General features: G+C 61.2%; 15 protein-coding genes. 7 read left to right on the forward strand and 8 right to left on the reverse strand.

What is annotated here, in order from left to right; translation table 11 throughout:
* The first annotated feature begins 64 nt into the window (after positions 1–64).
* Entirely contained in the window at positions 65–667 is a 603-nt protein-coding gene (locus tag CHU95_RS22105) for a hypothetical protein (protein ID WP_133065524.1), read from the forward strand.
* Between the two features lie 32 nt (positions 668–699).
* Here the strand turns inward: CHU95_RS22105 and CHU95_RS13430 are convergent, their stop codons facing one another.
* The 5 genes from CHU95_RS13430 to CHU95_RS13450 form a co-directional block, all read right to left on the reverse strand.
* Positions 700–1026: a type II toxin-antitoxin system PemK/MazF family toxin gene (locus CHU95_RS13430; protein WP_094456856.1), complete on the reverse strand. Its 327-nt coding sequence runs from the start codon at positions 1024–1026 to the stop codon at positions 700–702.
* Positions 1023–1235: an antitoxin MazE family protein gene (locus CHU95_RS13435; protein WP_094456857.1), complete on the reverse strand. Its 213-nt coding sequence runs from the start codon at positions 1233–1235 to the stop codon at positions 1023–1025. The genes CHU95_RS13430 and CHU95_RS13435 overlap by 4 nt, the downstream gene beginning before the upstream one ends.
* A 158-nt stretch (positions 1236–1393) precedes the next feature.
* Complete coding sequence (gene proS, locus CHU95_RS13440; RefSeq protein ID WP_094456858.1) at positions 1394–2698, reverse strand: proline--tRNA ligase; 1305 nt, start codon at positions 2696–2698, stop codon at positions 1394–1396.
* Between the two features lie 150 nt (positions 2699–2848).
* Entirely contained in the window at positions 2849–3460 is a 612-nt protein-coding gene (locus CHU95_RS13445) for a DNA-3-methyladenine glycosylase I (RefSeq protein WP_094456859.1), read from the reverse strand.
* Positions 3461–3469: 9 nt separating this feature from the next.
* Positions 3470–4039 (reverse strand): TetR/AcrR family transcriptional regulator, encoded by a 570-nt coding sequence (locus CHU95_RS13450; protein ID WP_094456860.1) that lies wholly within the window; start codon positions 4037–4039, stop codon positions 3470–3472.
* A 130-nt stretch (positions 4040–4169) separates the two neighbouring features.
* On the opposite strand from CHU95_RS13450, the gene CHU95_RS13455 reads away from it, so the two are divergent.
* The 6 genes from CHU95_RS13455 (at position 4170) to CHU95_RS13480 (ending at position 9707) form a co-directional block, all read left to right on the forward strand.
* Positions 4170–4823, forward strand: a complete 654-nt coding sequence (locus CHU95_RS13455) for a phytanoyl-CoA dioxygenase family protein (protein WP_094456861.1) — start codon at positions 4170–4172, stop codon at positions 4821–4823.
* Between the two features lie 115 nt (positions 4824–4938).
* Positions 4939–5577 carry an NMCC_0638 family (lipo)protein gene (locus CHU95_RS13460; RefSeq protein ID WP_094456862.1) on the forward strand — a complete coding sequence of 213 codons (639 nt, stop codon included), beginning with the start codon at positions 4939–4941 and terminating at the stop codon, positions 5575–5577.
* A 95-nt stretch (positions 5578–5672) separates the two neighbouring features.
* Entirely contained in the window at positions 5673–6911 is a 1239-nt protein-coding gene (locus tag CHU95_RS13465) for a lipoprotein-releasing ABC transporter permease subunit (RefSeq protein ID WP_094456863.1), read from the forward strand.
* The gene (locus CHU95_RS13470) at positions 6904–8151 is read left to right on the forward strand and encodes a lipoprotein-releasing ABC transporter permease subunit (protein ID WP_245838233.1); all 1248 of its coding nucleotides are present in this window, start codon (positions 6904–6906) and stop codon (positions 8149–8151) included. The genes CHU95_RS13465 and CHU95_RS13470 overlap by 8 nt, the downstream gene beginning before the upstream one ends.
* Before the next feature lie 3 nt (positions 8152–8154).
* Complete coding sequence (locus CHU95_RS13475) at positions 8155–8835, forward strand: ABC transporter ATP-binding protein (protein WP_094456864.1); 681 nt, start codon at positions 8155–8157, stop codon at positions 8833–8835.
* A 2-nt stretch (positions 8836–8837) separates the two neighbouring features.
* On the forward strand, positions 8838–9707 hold the full coding sequence (locus CHU95_RS13480) for a DNA-3-methyladenine glycosylase 2 (RefSeq protein WP_094456865.1): 870 nt from the start codon (positions 8838–8840) through the stop codon (positions 9705–9707).
* On the opposite strand, the gene CHU95_RS22915 is transcribed toward CHU95_RS13480, so the two are convergent.
* The 3 genes from CHU95_RS22915 to CHU95_RS22110 form a co-directional block, all read right to left on the reverse strand.
* Positions 9704–12268: a calcium-binding protein gene (locus tag CHU95_RS22915; RefSeq protein ID WP_133065525.1), complete on the reverse strand. Its 2565-nt coding sequence runs from the start codon at positions 12266–12268 to the stop codon at positions 9704–9706. The genes CHU95_RS13480 and CHU95_RS22915 overlap by 4 nt on opposite strands.
* Positions 12269–12419: 151 nt before the next feature.
* A complete protein-coding gene (locus CHU95_RS23070) occupies positions 12420–14102 on the reverse strand; it encodes a calcium-binding protein (protein WP_165772164.1) in 1683 nt (560 codons plus the stop codon).
* 51 nt (positions 14103–14153) lie between these two features.
* Entirely contained in the window at positions 14154–17441 is a 3288-nt protein-coding gene (locus tag CHU95_RS22110; RefSeq protein WP_094456868.1) for a calcium-binding protein, read from the reverse strand.
* Between the last annotated feature and the right edge of the window lie 2 nt (positions 17442–17443).

Below are 17443 nucleotides of genomic sequence, written 5' to 3' on the forward strand. Positions count from 1 at the left end.
TATAAAAGCGCATATTGTGCCGGCTGGGATTGGCCGCTTAATAAGGGGCAAGGGTTCTGGGAACTTGAAAATCACTCAAGGAAAAGCCGAACCTACTCAGCTTGGAATTTTCGACAAAAATATTCTTTGTGAAGCTTGTGATAATTACATTGGAAAGCATGACGACTATGCAATTCGCCATATTAGAAACTTTAGGGAAAAATGTACTAGGAAGCCTGGGAAACAATTTATTCACCCGTCCATAGACTGCAAAAAATTTTCAATGTTTTTGTTGTCTGTAGTGTGGAGAGCTTCAAAATCTCAGAGACCGGCCCTTAAGCATTTTTCGCTTGGGGAATTTGAGAAAGAAATTGGTGATGTTATATTTGGCCGAAAAGCAATAGATTATCTTGACAATGTCAATATTTTTGTATGCCTATATAAATTGAGATTTCCTGCCCTAAAGCTTCTATATTCACTTCCGAATTCCGGAATCGATGACGGCGCCTTAATCGTTGGATTTACGATGCCTGGGATGGGAATTCGAATATATATCGGCGATCATTCTGATTTAAAATTCACCAATAATATCGCGATTAACAGGAGTTCCATAATGAGGGGTTTATATAGAGAATTTGAAAATACAGCTGATGGTCAAGAATTATTGAGATTATTTCGTGGTGATTAAATCTCTCTACTGTCTTAGTTTTTTGCTTCCTCTCACCCCAACCCCACCCAAAGCGCCAAAGTCTGATTGACCGCGACCATCTGGTCATCCGTTAACCGCCCGATCCGGTCGCCGATCTTTTCCCGCCGCACGGTCTGTGCCTTGTCCACCATGATTTGGCAGGGCAGGCGCAGACCGTTGCTTGCGTCCGGCTCCACGTTCAGCCGGAATAGCGGCGCGCCGTCTCGCCGGTCGCTGGTGATGGGCAGAATGGTGATGCTGGGATGTTCGCTGAACAGGTCGGACTGGATGATCAGGGCAGGACGGGGTTTGCCGTAATCGCCCGGAATGACGACGGTGACAATGTCACCGCGCCTCATTCCCATCCCTCATGATCGGCAACCTGTTCCAGCCACTCCCCCACCTCCCGTTCCTGCGGATCATTGCGCAGAGCAAGGGACTGCCGGCGGCATTCCTCGGCAAAGCCGGGGCGGCGCGTGTCGGGAACCCAGATTTGAATGGGGCGCAGGCCGGCGGCGCGCAATTGCGCGCGATGCTTGCGAACCCGCATGGCTCCTGCCGTGCCCATCTCACATCTCCATCGTTACATGTAACGATGGTCATTATGCTGTTCCGGGTCAAGGGTGATGGGGTGGTCGCTTCCCTCCACCTGTCGAGCCTGCAATAAAAAAGGGGGCGGCACCATCGGCACCGGCCCCCTTCTATCACACCATCCCAAAACGCCGTTTACGCCATCACCTTGGCCAGCGCCTCTTCCAAGGGCAGTTCCAGCTTCTCGCCGGTCGCGCGGCGCTTCAGTTCCACGGTGCCGGCCTTCAACCCGCGCGGGCCGATGGTCAGTTGCCAGGGGATGCCGATCAGGTCCATGTCGGCGAATTTCGCCCCCGGACGCTCGTTGCGGTCATCATAGATGACGTCCACACCGGCATCCTGCAGGCGGGTGTAAAGGCCGTCGCAGGTGCTGCGGCAGGCTTCGTCATCGGCCTTCAGGTTGATCAGGGCCACCTTGTACGGCGCCACCTGATCGGGCCAGATGATGCCGGCCTCATCATGGCTGGCCTCGATCAGCGCCGCCACGACGCGGGACACACCGATACCGTAGGACCCCATCTCCACCGTCACCGGCTGCCCGTCGGGGCCGGTCACCACCGCCCCCATGGGCGCGGAGTATTTGGTGCCGAAATAGAAGATGTGCCCCACCTCGATGCCGCGCGCGGTGACCAGATCGGCCGGCGCCTTTTCGGCGTCGTGCATTTCTTCCGTCGCGGCATAGATGCTGGTGTACTTGGCAAAGAAATCCTTCAGGTCGCCATTGGCGTCGGGATTGTCGGCCAGTACATCCATGTCCAGCCAGGCCTTGTCACAGAACACCTGGCTTTCGCCGGTTTCGGCCAGGATGATGAATTCATGGGACAGGTCGCCGCCGATGGGGCCGGTATCGGCGCGCATCGGGATGGCCTTGATGCCCATGCGGGCAAAGGTACGCAGGTAGGCCAGGAACATCCGGCGATAGGACAGGCGCGCCCCCTCGGCATCCAGATCGAAGGAGTAATTATCCTTCATCAGGAATTCGCGCCCCCGCATCACGCCGAACCGGGGGCGCACCTCGTCCCGGAATTTCCACTGGATATGGTACAGGTTCTTCGGCAGGTCCTTGTAGGACTTCACGAAGGTCTTGACGATGTCGGTGATCATCTCCTCATTCGTGGGGCCGAACAGCATCTCGCGGTCATGGCGGTCGGTGATGCGCAGCATCTCCTTGCCATAGGCCTCATACCGGCCCGACTGTTTCCACAGCTCGGCCGACTGGATGGTCGGCATCAGCAGTTCCTGCGCGCCGGCGCGGTCCTGCTCTTCGCGCACAATCTGGCTGACCTTCTGCAGCACTTTCCAGCCCAGCGGCAGCCAGGCATAGATGCCGGCGGAGGTCTGGCGGATCATGCCGGCCCGCAGCATCAGGCGATGGCTGACGATCTGCGCCTCCGACGGCGTTTCCTTCAGCGTGGGCAGGAAATAGCTGGACATACGCATAGGGTGCGAACTCACGGAAGTAGGAGTGACGATGGGGCGGACTTTATGGGCTGGCGGCGCTGGGGGCAAGCGGGCAACCAGTCCCGCACCCCAGCCCCGCCCCTGATTCAGGGGCAGGCCCCCTGGTGCCCGCCGTCGCAGGTCCGGAAATCACCTGCCCGGTACCCGGAATCCGGCTCGTGCCTTCGCTGCCTCCGCCCGGATGACACAGCCCTGGGCATGGTCATTGATCAGGCCCATGGCCTGCATGAAGGCGAAGAGCGTTGTTGGCCCGACGAATTTCCAACCACGCTTGAGCAGGTCCTTCGACAGTCTCACAGACGTGGCGGAGGTGGAGGCTGATTGCGGGGGCCCATGCTCATCCGGGGGTGGTTCATGCCGCCAGAAATACGCGGCCAGGGACCCTTCGGCGGCGATCAGGTCCTGGGCGCGGCGGGCATTGTTGATGGCCGCTTCAATCTTGCCGCGATGACGCACGATGCCGGCATCGGCCAGCAAACGTTCCACATCTGCCGACCCGAAACCGGCCACGGCATCAATCGCGAACCCGTGAAAGGCGACCCGGAAATTCTCCCGCTTGGCCAGGATGGTGCGCCAGGACAGGCCCGACTGAAACCCTTCCAGGCACAGTTTCTCAAACAGCCGTCGGTCATCGGCCACGGGAAAGCCCCATTCCGTATCATGGTAATGCGGAAATTCCGGCGCCGACGCGCACCAGCGGCAGCGGGGACGACCATCGGGGCCCGGCAGGGTCTTGTCCATGGTTTACCCTCAGTGAGTTGGGGCCAGAGAAGAGAGCCAATCCTGCATCGCCGCCACTTCCCGCCGGATGAAATGGTCATCCTTGAAGGCGGTGGCGAGCGTCGCCACCCCTTGGCTGCGACCCAGCAGATGCAAGGCCAGTTCGTCGGCACGCGTGTCACCATGACCCTGCAACATGAACTGCCGCGCCAGCCAGGAGCGGAACAGGGCGAAGATGCGGGCCGCATCGGGCAAGCCGGCATGGTCCAGCTTGGCCAACTCGGTCGACAGCGTGCCGACGGGGCAGCCATAGGCCATGATCTTCGCTTGGTTGACGATCAGGATATGGATGAAGCTAATGATCCGCGCCGTCGGCTCCTCACCGGCTGCCTCCCATGCGTCCAGCATGGCTTGTGTGGTCGCCAATCGTCGGTCGATGACGGCGGACAGGATCTCATCCTTCGCCTTGAAATGATAGGTCAGGTTACCCCGCGCGATCCCTACCGCGCCTGCGATATCGGCCAGCGATGTATGATCAAATCCCTGCTGATAAAACAGCGTGTCGGCGGCTTCCACAATCTGGGTACGTGTGGCTGACATGACGGGGCCTAGGGTGATTGACCTATCTACTATTTAGGTCAATTAACCTAGGCCCGTCAAGGATCACCTCCCCGGTATTCGACTTTTCCGAACCGGGTAGGTGCGGTATTCGTAGAACATGAGTAATTTCATGACCATTGGCGCGGCCCATCTTCCGGGACTTGTTTCGGCTGAAAGCACGCAGCGGCTTTGCAACAATTTGGCCCCCGTGCCACTAGATCGGCCAGGGTTGCGGTTGCGTGGTTCGGCAGAAATCATGCAGTTTTTGGGGCCTGACAGTGCATTGGGGCGTGTTGCTTCTGGACTGCTCGGTGCCGGTTCCATGCCGGTTCGTGCCCTTTTGTTCGACAAATCGCCGGAAACGAACTGGTCGGTGGGCTGGCACCAAGATCGGGTGATTGCCGTAAGGGAACGACGGGAGGTTCCAGGCTTCGGCCCCTGGTCCGTCAAGGATGGCATCCACCATGTCGCGCCGCCAGTCAGCGTGCTGAACAGCATGGTGACCATCCGTCTGCATCTTGATCCCGTTGGCCCTGACAATGCCCCCCTACTCTATGCCCCTGGTACACATAGACAGGGCGTTATCTCTGTCGCAGAGGTTCCGGCTGTGGTGGCGCGGCAGGGTGTGAAGGTGTCTCTGGCGGCGGCTGGGGATGTATGGGTCTATGCTACATTGATTCTGCACGCGTCAGCGGTTGCAACAGTACCAACGAGGCGCCGTGTCCTGCATGTGGATTATGCGGCTGGCCATTTGCCCGACGGATTGACGTGGCTTGGCCTTTGATCTCGGGGAGGAGGTAAAGAAACAGGTGCCTTAACGAAATCAAATTCAGGTTGATTTCTTGGGTGGAAACAATCTTACTTCCAGGGCGTTGAAAGAGCAATCTCTGGGGGGGGAAATGCGTAAGGTAATTCTGACGGCAATGCTGGCTCTTGTCCCGTTGATGGCATTTGCGGACGAAAAGACAGGCGACGATAGAGTTGGGTTCTCCTTTGATATGAAGGGGGCACCTTCACAGGACAAACAGGAAATCGCTAGGTCGGTAGAGGTATTCGATGTCTTTATGGAGTCATGCCTGTCCTGGAAATTTAAACGCAAGGCCGCTTTCATCGAGAAGATAAAGGCGAATGGCTATAGTGAGATGAGCAAAGAAGCCGTTAAAGCTGTTTTGAAGGGGAAAGAGGGAATAGGATGGGTCAATGGTGACCCTACCTCTTCTGAAAGGATTGAAGTGATTTATCAGGAAGCGCCAAGTCGAACCTGTTCAATATTCGCTTACAATGGTAACACAGAGAACCACGAATATGCAGCACAGCAGATGTTGACTGCACTGGACGCAAGTCTTCCCGGTATTTCCTTTAAGCAGCTTCCGCCTAAGCAGGTAGAAGGGGGCACGCGGCGTATCCGCGGGTATGTGTTGGGCTTTGTGGAAGAGGGGAAAGAAGCCGAAGCCAGCTGGGACAGTCTGGTAATGTTTGTGGTTGACCCAGCCCCGGACGCGCCCTTCCGCGTGCTTTACACACGGATGGAGCAATAGGTCGGCAAACCCACACCACCCTTCCGCCCCCGCCCCATTTCCGCCTATAAGCAAGGCTACACCGCCCTCGTTGCCACCCCGCACCCAGAGCCGCAATGTTCTTCACCCCCCTCGAGCGCATGGTCGCCTTTCGTTACCTGCGCGCACAGCGGCAGGAGGGGACCGTTTCGGTGATTGCCGGGTTCTCCTTTATCGGCGTGTCCTTGGGCGTGGCGACATTGATCATCGTCATGTCGGTGATGAATGGCTTTCGCGCCGAAATGGTCAGCCGGATTCAGGGTGTTTCCGCCCATGCCGCCGTGACGTCAGACAGCGGGCCGCTGGCGGATTATGTCGGCCTGATCGACCGGCTGCGCGCCGCCCCTGGGGTGACACAGGTGATGCCGGTGGTGGAGGGCCAGGCGCTGGCCACCGTCAATGGCCGGGCCGTGGGGGTGAAGGTGCGCGGACTGTCGGTTGCGGATTTCCAGGCCCGCCCCATCGTCGGGCGCAGCATTGTGCGCGGCCTGTCCGACCTGGGCGACGACGGGGTGGCGTTGGGCTTCAACCTGTCGCGGTCGCTGGGCATTTCGGCGGGCGGTAATGTCACCCTGATCAGCCCGAAGGGCACCGTCACTGCCTTTGGCACCATGCTGCGGCGAAAGGAATTTCCCGTCTATGCCGTGGTTGACCTGCGCATGCCGGAACAGGATGGCACCCTGATCTATATGCCGCTGCCCGCCGCCCAGGCATTTTTCCGGCTGGGGGAAAAGGTCAGCGCCATCGACGTGTTTGTCAGCGACCCGCGCGATGTCGATGGGCTGCGCACCAGCCTGGAGCGGGCGGCGGGGCCGGGCTTTACCGTCACCGACTGGCGACAGGCCAATAAGGGGCTGGTCACGGCGCTGGGGGTGGAGCGGGTGGCGATGTTTGTGGTGCTGACCCTGATTATCCTGGTGGCCAGTTTCAACATCGTGTCTTCCATGGTCATGCTGGTGCGCGGCAAGGCGGCCAGCATCGCTATCCTGCGCACCATGGGGGCGCAGCGTGCGTCGGTGTCGCGTATCTTCCTGCTGGCCGGTGCGTCCATCGGGGCGGTTGGCACGATGGTCGGCTTTGTCCTGGGGGTGGTGCTGACCGTGAATGTGCAAGCCATCGGTTATGCGCTGGGGCACGTGCCGGGCATCGCGGGGTCACAGATGCTGCTGTTCCTGACGACCTTGCCGGCCATCATTGATTGGGCGGAGGTGGCGCTGGTGGTGGCGCTGGGCCTGTTCCTGTCGGTGGGGGCCACGCTCTATCCTGCCCGCCGGGCAGCATCGATGGACCCGGTGGAGGCGCTGCGTCATGGCTGACCGTTCCCGCATGTTCGGTGTCTTGGAACGCTGGATCGCCTTGCGTTACCTGGGTGCCCGCCGGCAGGAGGGGTTCATCTCCGTCATTGCCGGCTTCTCCTTCCTGGGCATCGCGCTGGGCGTGGCGACGCTGATCATTTCCTTGTCCGTGTTCAATGGGTTTCAACGCGACCTGCTGTCCCGTGTGCTGGGTTTCCAGGGCCATGTGGTGGCCATGGGGCAATATGGCCCGTTCCAGGCTCCCGACGCCCTGTTGGAAGGGATCCGCACTGTACCCGGTGTCGTGTCGGTGATGCCCAGTCTGGATGCGCAAGGCCTCCTCTCCTATCGCGACTTTGCCGGCGGTGTGCTGGTCAAGGCACTGCGTTCCGCCGACATGGCGGCCCGGCCTGCCTTTGCTGATGCGCTGGTCGAGGGTACGCTGGCTGAAGGGGATGGCATCGCCATCGGCCAGCGCATGGCCGCCAATGGCCGGATCAAAGTCGGTGACCGCGTTACCATCCTGTCGCCGCAGTTGGATGCCGTTGGCGGGCCGCCCCGGTCCCGCGCCTTTACCGTCACCGGCATTGTCGCCCTGGGCGTGTCGGAGTTTGACAATACGCTGGTGCTGATGGATCTGGCCACGGCACAGGCATTTTTTCAGTTGGATGATAATGTCACGGCGCTGGAGGTGAATTTCGCCGACCCGTCGCTGGCCCCGGCCGGGGCAGGGGAGGTGGCCAAACGCCTGCCCGGCAGCCTGTTCGTGCGCGACTGGCAGCAGGTGAATGGCGCCTTTTTCGGCTTTATCGAAACACAGCGCAATGTCGTTTCCTTGATCCTGGGCATGATTGTGGTTGTTGCTGCCTTCAACATCATTTCCGGCATGATCATGATGGTGCAGGACAAAGGCCGGGAGATTGCCATTCTGCGCACCATGGGGGCAGGGCGTGGCACCATCCTGCGCATCTTCCTGATGTCTGGTGCATCCATCGGCATCGCCGGAACGGCGGCGGGGCTGATCCTGGGGGTAACTTTGTCAGGCCATTTGGAACAGGTGCGGCAGATGGTGAAGGCTGCCACCGGCGTCGATCCGTTCAATTCGGACATCTATTTTTTGTCCTCCTTGCCTTCCTTCACCGATCCGTGGCAGGTGGCGCAGGTGGCGGTTGCGTCCGTGGCGTTATCGCTGCTGGCCACGCTGTACCCTTCCTGGCGGGCGGCGAAACTGGACCCCGTCGAAGCACTTCGATACGAGTGACCCATGTCTGAGATCGTTCTGCGCCTGACCGGCATCCACCGGTCCTTCACCCAGGTGGAAACGCCGTTGCATGTGTTGCGTGGTGTCGATGCTGCCATCCATTCCGGTGAAATGGTGGCCCTGGTGGGGCCCAGCGGGGCTGGCAAGTCTACCTTGCTGCATATTGCGGGCCTGCTGGAACCGGCGGATAAGGGATCGATTGAGGTCGCGGGTCAGAAGGCTGATGGCTTGTCGGATGCCGAACGCACGGCCATCCGCCGCGACAAGATCGGCTTTGTCTATCAGTTTCACCACCTGCTGCCGGAATTTACCGCCGAGGAAAACATCATCATTCCGCAGATGCTGGCTGGTGTGGCGCGCAGCAAGGCGAAGGAGCGGGCGCGTGCGTTGCTGGACATGGTCGGTCTGTCTGCCCGGGCCGGCCACCGTCCGGCCAAGCTGTCGGGCGGTGAGCAGCAGCGTGTCGCCATTGCGCGTGCATTGGCCAACCGTCCGCGCCTGCTGATCGCCGATGAACCGACGGGCAATCTGGACATGCACACCTCGGAAAAGGTCTTCGCCTTGTTCGCAGAACTGGTGCGCGGGCAGGGGCTTGGCGCGTTGGTTGCCACCCATAACCTGGATCTGGCGCGACGTATGGACCGGGTGGTGGAGATGCGCGATGGCCTGCTGGTCGCGGGCTGATCATGGTGGCACTGCCGGATATCCCTTTGCCTGCCGGCTACCGCGCTGACTGGGTCCTGTCCTATCATGGGCGTGACCCGGACGGGCTGTCGGAAAGGGTGTCAGGCCATACGATCACCAAGGTGCTGGCCCCCGCCGGCCGCGCCATCCGCCTGGACATCACCCTCCACGCCACCCATGCCGCCCTGAAGGCCGATCCCGACGACCCGACAATGGCGGAGATCGCCAGCCTGTTGGCGTCTGCTGCCCGCATGCTGGGCGTGTCGGGCGATGTTTCCGGGCTGGAGGCACGGGCGGTACAGGATGCACAGGTGGCCCGCCTGCTGTCCCGCTGCGGCCCCGGTCTGCGCTTGCCCCAAACGGCGGGCGTGTTTGAGGCCCTGTGCTGGGCCATCGTGGGACAGCAGGTCAATCTGCGCTTCGCCGGTCAATTGCGCCGCACTTTGATTGACCTGGCCGGCCTTCCGCATGCCTCGGGCATGAAGGCGCACCCCACGCCCACCGGTATCGCCGCCCTGGACCCTGACCTGCTGGGTACCCTGAAATTCTCCCGCTCGAAGGCGGCCTATCTGATCAATGCCGCGCGCAGCGGTATTGATTTCGAGGGGCTGCCCAAGGGTGACGTGGCCACAGCAGAGGCGGCGATGACGGGCATCAAGGGCATCGGTCCTTGGACGCGGGCCTACGTGCTGCTGCGCGCCTGCGCCTTCCCGGATGTGGCCCCCATCGGCGATGCCGGTCTGGCGGCGGCCTTGCAGAAGTTCCACGCCCTGGACCATCGCCCCGGCCCGGCCGAACAGGAGGCGCTGATGCGCCCTTTTGCGCCGTGGCGCAGCCTGGCCACGGCCCATTTGTGGGCCGGGTGGACTTAACCCAACTCTGTGAATGTCGTCAGACGCCCCTCGTGGTAACCATAGGCCAGGTAATGCAGCAGCGGGTTTAGTCCCTGAACCGCCGCCACATCAGGATTGGCCGCCAGATAGGCGCTGATGTCGAACCAGCGTGACGGGTCGCGACCCTCCTTCCAGCCGTAATTGGCAAAATGGGTCAGGGCGTCGATGCCGCCCCTGGCCACGGCGGCAGCCACGTCGGGGTTGCTGGCCAGATACCAATCGGCATCGAACATGATGTTGGGGTCACGGCCTTCCCGGGCGCCAAACTGCTTATAGTGGGTCCAGGCATCGATGACGGTGCCGTTGCGGATGGCCTGATCCACATCGGGGTTGGTCAGACGGTAGAAAGTGCTGTCGAACAGCACCAAAGTGCCGTTCTCCACCGCCGGAGAAGCGCGGTTTTCCGCCCGTCCGAAGGCCAGGTAATGCTCCTCCCCGGTTTTATAGACACCGGCGGCCACGGCGGCGGCGACATCGGGATAGAGGGCCAGATAGGCGGCATTGTCGAACTGGCCCTGTTCATAGGGCTGATAGGGGGTCCAGCGTTGCGGCGCGATCAGGGGCAGGATTGTATTGTTGAAAATGCCGATTTCCACACCATACAGCGTGTCGGTACCTTCGCCGGTCACACGTTGGTCATAGACGACAAAATAGGTGGCGCCCGACGCATCGGTCCGTTGCTGCACGCTGACCACGGTGGCATTGCCCGGCGGGGCCTTGAAATAGGCGGCGTCCAGGCCATCGCCGCCGCGCTGAATGTCATTGCCCGCGCCACCGATCAGCAGATCGGAACCCTTGCCACCCGACAGACTATCTTCACCCAGCCCGCCGCGCAACAGGTCATTGCCATCGCCGCCATTGAGGGTCTGAGGGTTATACTGGGCCAGGACCGATAGGTCGAAAGAGGGGGAGAAATGGCTGCTGGTCAGGTTGCTGACCTGCACATTCTGAAGCCGCGCCAGCACCCCTCGGTCGGCGTTAGTCTGCGGCAGGCCGCCGGCGTCCGGGTCCAGTGTGATCAGTGTATCCGCCCCATCCTGCTGCAGGCGCAGATAGGGGCCGAACGGGTTCCCGCCTTCATAGCCGTAGACGGTGCGCAGGATGACCGACAGGTCGATCACGTCACCGCCATTCACGTCGAAATCCGTGATGGTGACGCTTCGCACACCGTAATACTGCCAGTACCCTGAATAGGTCAGGGTCACACCGTCCAGCACAAAGCGGTCGGCACCGGCACCGCCGGTCATTTGCCCGGATGTCAGACGCAGAACATCATCCCCCACCCCGCCATCGGCGGTACCACTGCCGGTGATCGTATCGTTACCGCCCTCGCCGAAGACCTGGCTGCTGGTGTTGGCCGACAGGACATCATTGCCGTCACCGCCCCGCAATGTGGATTGCGCGCCCGTGGCGGTCAGCGTGTCGTCGCCGGCACCACCGATCAGCACGCTGCCGGACCCTGCCGCTTCCAATGTGTCATTGCCCAGCCCGCCATCCAGCGTGCTGGAGGCACCGCTGGCGATCAGCCGGTCATTGCCATCACCGCCATTCAGTTGATCGGTGCCCATGCCGCCGATCAGCAGATCGTCGCCGGCGTCACCGGATAGCGTGTCATTGCCATTCCCACCGGTCAGCGTATCGTTGCCATCGCCGCCCGATAGCTGATTGTTGCCGGCTGTATCAGAGATGGTGTCGTTCCCGGCCCCGCCGGCGATGGTGTCATTGCCCCAGCCGCCGGCCAGGGTTTCGGACGCTACGGTGCCGGTCTGTGTATTGTCGCTGACAGTCTTGTCGCGCGTCGGCACCCATCCGCTGGCAAAATTGGCCGCCACCAGATCATTGGCGAAAACGCTGTCTAGCACCACCAGCGTCTCGCGGTCATACTGGTTGCCGGCGGCGTCACGGTCGACGATGATCCGTGTGGTGCCCCCCGCCAGCGCCTCGATCCACAGATGCGTACCGAATGGGCTGGCGCCGCGCGGGCCGGCCAGGAGCGGCACGATATTGGTCAGGTCAAGAACCTCACCCGTTGCACCGCTGGCGAAATCGGTGATGGTCACCGCCGACAGCCTGTTGGAGGAACTGTCGACCGTGGGGTTTATGATAAACCGGTCCTGACCGGCGCCGCCGGTGACCGTGCCGCTGCCGATGGTCAGGATATCGTTGCCGGCCCCGCCATCCACCGTCTGCGTCCGGCCAATGGTAATGACATCATCACCATCATCGCCATAGACCCAGGCGAACGCCATCCCGCCACTGATTGTGTCGTTCCCGGCACCACCATTGACCGAGCTGACATCGGTGATGGTGATCATGTCGTTGCCGGCCCCGGCCCGCACCGTGTCAAAATTGGCAATGATCCGGTCATCGCCGTCGCCGGCATCAATCGTGTCGCTGCCCGCACCGCCATCCAGGCTGTCATTGCCGCCGCCGCCGGTCAGGCTGTCATCGCCGGCCAGCCCGGAGATCGTATCGTCGTCGTGGCCGCCCACCAGGGTGTCATTGCCGGTGCCACCGACCAAACTCAACCCCGTCGCCATATTTCTCTCCCGGCTGTACTCGGCAATTTTCGGGAAACCATAAGTGACTTTATTATCCACTGAATGGCGTAAAAAGTCAGCCGTTGGTCATAGGTCTCTGGCAATGACGGACAGGGGGCACATAGGTTCCCATCAAAAGGGGTTACCCCGCTCAGATCAGGTCCTCGGTGTAGTGCAGGGGCCGGCCTTCGTGATAGCCGTACCGCAGGTAATGTGTCAGGGGGTTGATCCCGGCGGCAGCAACATCTGGATTGTCTGCCAGGTAGCGACTTGTGTCGAACCAGCGCGACGGGTCACGTCCTTCTTTCCACCCATACAGCGCATAATGTGTCAGCGCATCAATCCCGCCGGTTGCAACGGCGGTCGCCACATCCGGATGGCTGTGCAGGTACCAGTCGGTGTCGAACAGGCTGTTGGGATCACGCCCCTCCTTCTGCCCATACAGGACAAAATGGGTCCAGGCATTGATGGCCGCCCCTCTATCGATCACATTGAAAACGTCGGGGTTCGACAGCAGATAAAAATTGCTGTCGAACAGCGCCAGCGATCCGGTCAGTTTAGCCGGCGATAGGCGACCCTCGGTGCGGCCATAGGCGAGGTAATGCTCCTGTCCGCTGGCAAACTGCCGGGCGGCGACGGCGGTTGCGACGTCGGGATACAGGGAAAGGTAAGTGCCTTCATCAAACTGCGCGGGGTCGTAGGGCTGGTTGAGTGACCATTTTCCGGGCGCGGTCAGCGGTACGATCCTATTGTCGAAAATGCCGACTTCCACCCCGTACAGCATGTCGCGGCCTACACCATCAATCCGGTAATCAGTAACCAGGACGGCCTGGTTGCCGTTGGTATCGATGATCGGCGAAACGAAGGTGCTGGAACCGTGCTGTGGCGGGGCGGCGAAACGGGCGGCATCGATGCCGCCGCCGCCATGGATCATGTCATTGCCGGTACCGCCGGTCAGCAGATCCGACCCCTCACCCCCCAACAGGCTGTCATTGCCCCGCGCGCCGGAAAGATTGTCATGGCCGCTGCCGCCGGTCACGGTCTGTGGCTGAAACTGTGCCAGGATCGCGGTGTCATAGCCCTGTACGAAGGCACTGGCCGTCAGGCTGGACGCGGTCACGCCCTTCAACCGCGCCAGGATGGTGGGCGCCACGTCATTGTTTATCGACAATTGATCGGGATTGACCATCAGCAGCGTGTCGCTGCCGTCCTGGACGAACCATAAATACCGGCCCAGCGGGTTGCCGCCGTCGAACTCCCGCAGATTGCCCAGGACCAGGGAAAGGTCGATCCTGTCCCCGTCCGCCGGATTAAAATCCATGATGGTGGTCAGGCCGAGATCGTATCCTCTCAGCCACTTGATGACGCCGTTTAATGCAAAAATATCCGCCCCGGCACCGCCGGTCTGGTCACCGGCAAAGGCCTGAAAGCGATCATTGCCATTGCCGCCATACAAGACCGCACCGACGGTCACGATCAGGGTGTCATTGCCGTCATCGCCGTAAAGTTCGGAACCATCGCCGGCCACCATCAGAAGATCGTCGCCGGCCCCGCCCCGCAGCGTGTTGATGCCGATTTCGTAATAGTTCGGGCCACCCAGCATGTCATTGCCATCACCACCCTCCAGCAGGTCATTGCCGAAGCCGCCGCGGAGCGTGTCATCGCCCGGACCGCCCAGGACAGTGTCATTGCCAAAGCCGCTGAACAGGTCATCATTGCCAGGACCACCGACAAGGGAGTCCTGACCGTCAAGTCCGTCCAGCGTATCGTTGTCATTGCCGCCGACCAGCGTGTCATTCCCGCTGGTGCCGGTCAGGACAAGGCCATTTGCCATTGCATCACCATCCATCAAAGGGGCGGGTGCGGTAGGGGAAGCGCCCTACCGTCAGATCAGGTCCTCGGTGTAGTGCAGGGGCCGGCCTTCCCGATATCCGTAGAGCAGATAATGGGTCAGCGGATTCATACCGGCTGCCGCGATATCGGGATTGTCCGCAAGGTAACGGCTGGTATCGAACCAGCGCGAGGGGTCGCGCCCTTCCTTCCAGCCATAGAGCACGAAGTGGGTCAGCGCGTCCATGCCGCTGCCTGCAACATCCTTATAGGTGGAGAGGTACCAGCTAGTGTCGAACAGGCTGTTTGGATCGCGCCCCTCCCTTACCCCATAGCGGCTGAAATGGTTCCACGCCTCCAGGCCGGGATTACTTCCGGCGGCGTTGGCTACATCGGGATTTTGCTGCAAATAAAAACCGGCATCGAACAGAACCTGGGTACCGTCCAGCGTGACTGGGGCCGTTCTTCCCTCGATCCGTCCGCGCGACAGGTAATGGTCCTGACCGCTGGCAAACTCGCCCCGCGCCACGGCCGCCGCAACATCGGGGTAAAGCGCCAGGTAACGGGATTCGGAGAATTGCGTTGGATCGAACAGCGGGATTGAGGTGATGGTGGGATGAGGTCGCAGCGGGATCACCTGATCGCCGAATATCCCCACTTCCACACCATACAGGTTATCGGTGCCCTCACCGCCGGGGCGGGTATCAATCAGACGGTAATGGTATTGGTTGGCCGACGTGCCGACGACTTCGATCTTGATATTCTGGTTGATCTCGCTGGCGCGGGCGCTGAACCGGGCGGCATCAATGCCAGCGCCGCCATCCAGAAGGTCATTGCCCTGGCCACCGACCAGCAGGTCCGACCCATCCCCACCTGTCACGGTTTTGGGGATATAGCCCTTGATGACCAGATCAATATCCTGGGCGAAGTTGGCTTTGGTCAGGGTAGGCAGGTCGGTGTTCAGGAAACGGACCAAGGCTGTTGCCGGGCGCGGGAAATAGGGGCTGGCATCCAGCGGATCCGGATCGGCCATCAGTACCAGATCATTGCCATCCTTGACGAAACTGAAATAGGGGCTGAGCGGCTTGCCGGGGCTGTAATCCCACAGGTTGGACAGAATGCCGGACAGGTCGATGACATCGCCCTCCGCCGCGCTGAAATCGGTGATGGTCATGGCCAGGTTCGATATCCCGCTGTCAACCCGGCTGAGGCCCGTTGGCAGAAACCGGTCGGCCCCGGCCCCACCGGTCAGTCGGCCCGTCGTGGCCTCCAGCCGGTCATTGCCGGCCCCACCATCCAGGCTGGACGCGCCATAGAGGGAAAACAGGTGGTCGTCACCTTCTTCACCAAAGATCAGGTCATTATCGCCACCATTGCGGATCGTGTCATTGCCCGCCCCGCCGCGCAGCGTGTCGACCATGCTGTCGCCACCGGGATCGAAACTGCCTGAATACCATTGCAGCAGGTCGTTGCCGTCGCCGCCCTCCAGCGATTCCGCACCCGCTCCACCATACAGGGTGTCTTGACCGGTCCCGCCGGACAGGCGGGCATTCTTGCCGCCGCTGATCAGGTCGGCCCCGGCCCCGCCTTCCACCGTGGTCTCTGCACCACCGGTCAGCACATCATCGCCATCGCCGCCGTAAAGCCTGTCGCGGTCTGCACCACCGCGGATCGTGTCATTGCCCGCCCCGCCCGACAGGCTGTTGGTGCCCGATGCATCGGTGATGAAATCGTTGCCGTCATTACCGTTGATCGTATCATTGCCCCAACCGCCGACCAGAGTCTCGGCGGCCGATGTACCATTCTGCACCCGGTCAGCATTGTCGCGGATGGATCCCGGCAACTGACCGGTGAAGAAATTAGCGACCACCAGATCGGTAATCTTCACGTTGGGGAGGCGGGCCAGGGCGTAGGCGGGCTGGTCGCCGGCGGCGTCCAGATCCACCGTCAGCTCCGAATAGAGATCCCCATATTGGATGATCAGGAAGTAGGGCGCGGTGGGCTCACCCGGCTTGTACCCGATCAGCAGGGGGATGATCTGGCTGAGGTCCAGGATGTCGCCACCCGCACCGGCTCGGAAGTCCGTGATCACCAGTTCCTGCAGGGAACTGGGATGGGCATAGCGGTTGCCGATGATAAACCGATCAACGCCCAGGCCCCCAGTGATGCTGCCGCCCGTCAGGGTTAGGATATCATCACCCGCGCCACCGTTGAGGGTGGAGGAAATGGCCGTCAGCACATCATTGCCGTCGCCGCCATTCAACTGGTCCACGCCGGTTGTGGCGGTGATTGTATCGTCGCCGCCATCGCCGTTTAGCTGACCGCCCCAGTTTGATGGCGCCGTGGTGGCGTCGATCCAGTCATTGCCATCCCCGCCATTGACTGTGTCGTAGCCACCGCCCGGCAGGATCGTGTCATCACCGGCGCCACCGGCCAGCAGGTCGGCACCAGAGCCCCCGACCAGGGTGTCACGGCCGTCGCCGCCCGACAGGACATTACCGTCATTGCTCTTGTCGGACAGGTAATCATCGCCGGCAGCCCCGTTGATCGTGTCGCGGCCCCAACCGCCCGACAGCGTGTCATTGCCATCGGACCCCAGGATGCTGGCGCCGACGCTGTTGTCGACACCGGTACGTGGGGTAAATCCACCGGTGAAATGGGTGGCGTTCAACACCCCGGATGCGACATTGCGGAAGGTAACCAAGGTTTGCGTGCCAAACTGGTCCCCGGCACCGTCCCGGTCGATACGCAGATAGGTCTCTGTGCCAAAGGGCGATTGGTCCAGCCAGACATAGCGCCCGAATGGGTTGCCGCCATTATAGCCGACGAGCAGGGGCAGGATAGCAGACAGGTCCAGCGTATCGCCGCGCACGCCGACGGCGAAATCTGTGATGGTGACGGACCAGTCCTGACCCAGGTCCGGGTTACCCAGGCCGCCGATGACAAAACGGTCGCGCCCTGTCCCGCCCACCGCCGTGCCATACGACAAGGTCAGCACATCATCGCCAGCCCCGCCTGCAACCGTGCCACCGATGGCGGTCAGAATATCGTCGCCGATGCCACCGTCAATTTGCTCCTCGCCCAGGCTGCTGATGATCGTGTCATTGCCGGCCCCGCCGCGTGCAACATCAATATCCCCGAAGGCGCCCCCTGTCAGATCGATCCGGTCATCCCCATTCCCACCCTCCACCGTGTCAAAACCCAGGCCCCCGCTTATGCTGTCATGACCGTCACCGCCCGTCAGGCTGTCATTGCCCGCAAGGCCAGTGATCGTGTCATCGGCCGCGGTTCCCACCAGAACATCATCCCCGATGGTGCCCGTCCGCGTCACCCCTGTGGCCATTT

Origin of the sequence: Niveispirillum lacus (genome assembly GCF_002251795.1) — a bacterium.
Taxonomy (GTDB): domain Bacteria; phylum Pseudomonadota; class Alphaproteobacteria; order Azospirillales; family Azospirillaceae; genus Niveispirillum; species Niveispirillum lacus.

What these genes read in the sequence shown, in the direction of transcription:
- CHU95_RS13430 (WP_094456856.1), bottom strand. Translation starts at nt 1,026, where the DNA reads ATGAGGCGCGGTGACATTGTCACCGTCGTCATTCCGGGCGATTACGGC.
- CHU95_RS13435 (WP_094456857.1), bottom strand. Translation starts at nt 1,235, where the DNA reads ATGGGCACGGCAGGAGCCATGCGGGTTCGCAAGCATCGCGCGCAATTG.
- proS (WP_094456858.1), bottom strand. Translation starts at nt 2,698, where the DNA reads ATGCGTATGTCCAGCTATTTCCTGCCCACGCTGAAGGAAACGCCGTCG.
- CHU95_RS13445 (WP_094456859.1), bottom strand. Translation starts at nt 3,460, where the DNA reads ATGGACAAGACCCTGCCGGGCCCCGATGGTCGTCCCCGCTGCCGCTGG.
- CHU95_RS13450 (WP_094456860.1), bottom strand. Translation starts at nt 4,039, where the DNA reads ATGTCAGCCACACGTACCCAGATTGTGGAAGCCGCCGACACGCTGTTT.
- CHU95_RS13455 (WP_094456861.1), top strand. Translation starts at nt 4,170, where the DNA reads ATGACCATTGGCGCGGCCCATCTTCCGGGACTTGTTTCGGCTGAAAGC.
- CHU95_RS13460 (WP_094456862.1), top strand. Translation starts at nt 4,939, where the DNA reads ATGCGTAAGGTAATTCTGACGGCAATGCTGGCTCTTGTCCCGTTGATG.
- CHU95_RS13465 (WP_094456863.1), top strand. Translation starts at nt 5,673, where the DNA reads ATGTTCTTCACCCCCCTCGAGCGCATGGTCGCCTTTCGTTACCTGCGC.
- CHU95_RS13470 (WP_245838233.1), top strand. Translation starts at nt 6,904, where the DNA reads ATGGCTGACCGTTCCCGCATGTTCGGTGTCTTGGAACGCTGGATCGCC.
- CHU95_RS13475 (WP_094456864.1), top strand. Translation starts at nt 8,155, where the DNA reads ATGTCTGAGATCGTTCTGCGCCTGACCGGCATCCACCGGTCCTTCACC.
- CHU95_RS13480 (WP_094456865.1), top strand. Translation starts at nt 8,838, where the DNA reads ATGGTGGCACTGCCGGATATCCCTTTGCCTGCCGGCTACCGCGCTGAC.
- CHU95_RS22915 (WP_133065525.1), bottom strand. Translation starts at nt 12,268, where the DNA reads ATGGCGACGGGGTTGAGTTTGGTCGGTGGCACCGGCAATGACACCCTG.
- CHU95_RS23070 (WP_165772164.1), bottom strand. Translation starts at nt 14,102, where the DNA reads ATGGCAAATGGCCTTGTCCTGACCGGCACCAGCGGGAATGACACGCTG.
- CHU95_RS22110 (WP_094456868.1), bottom strand. Translation starts at nt 17,441, where the DNA reads ATGGCCACAGGGGTGACGCGGACGGGCACCATCGGGGATGATGTTCTG.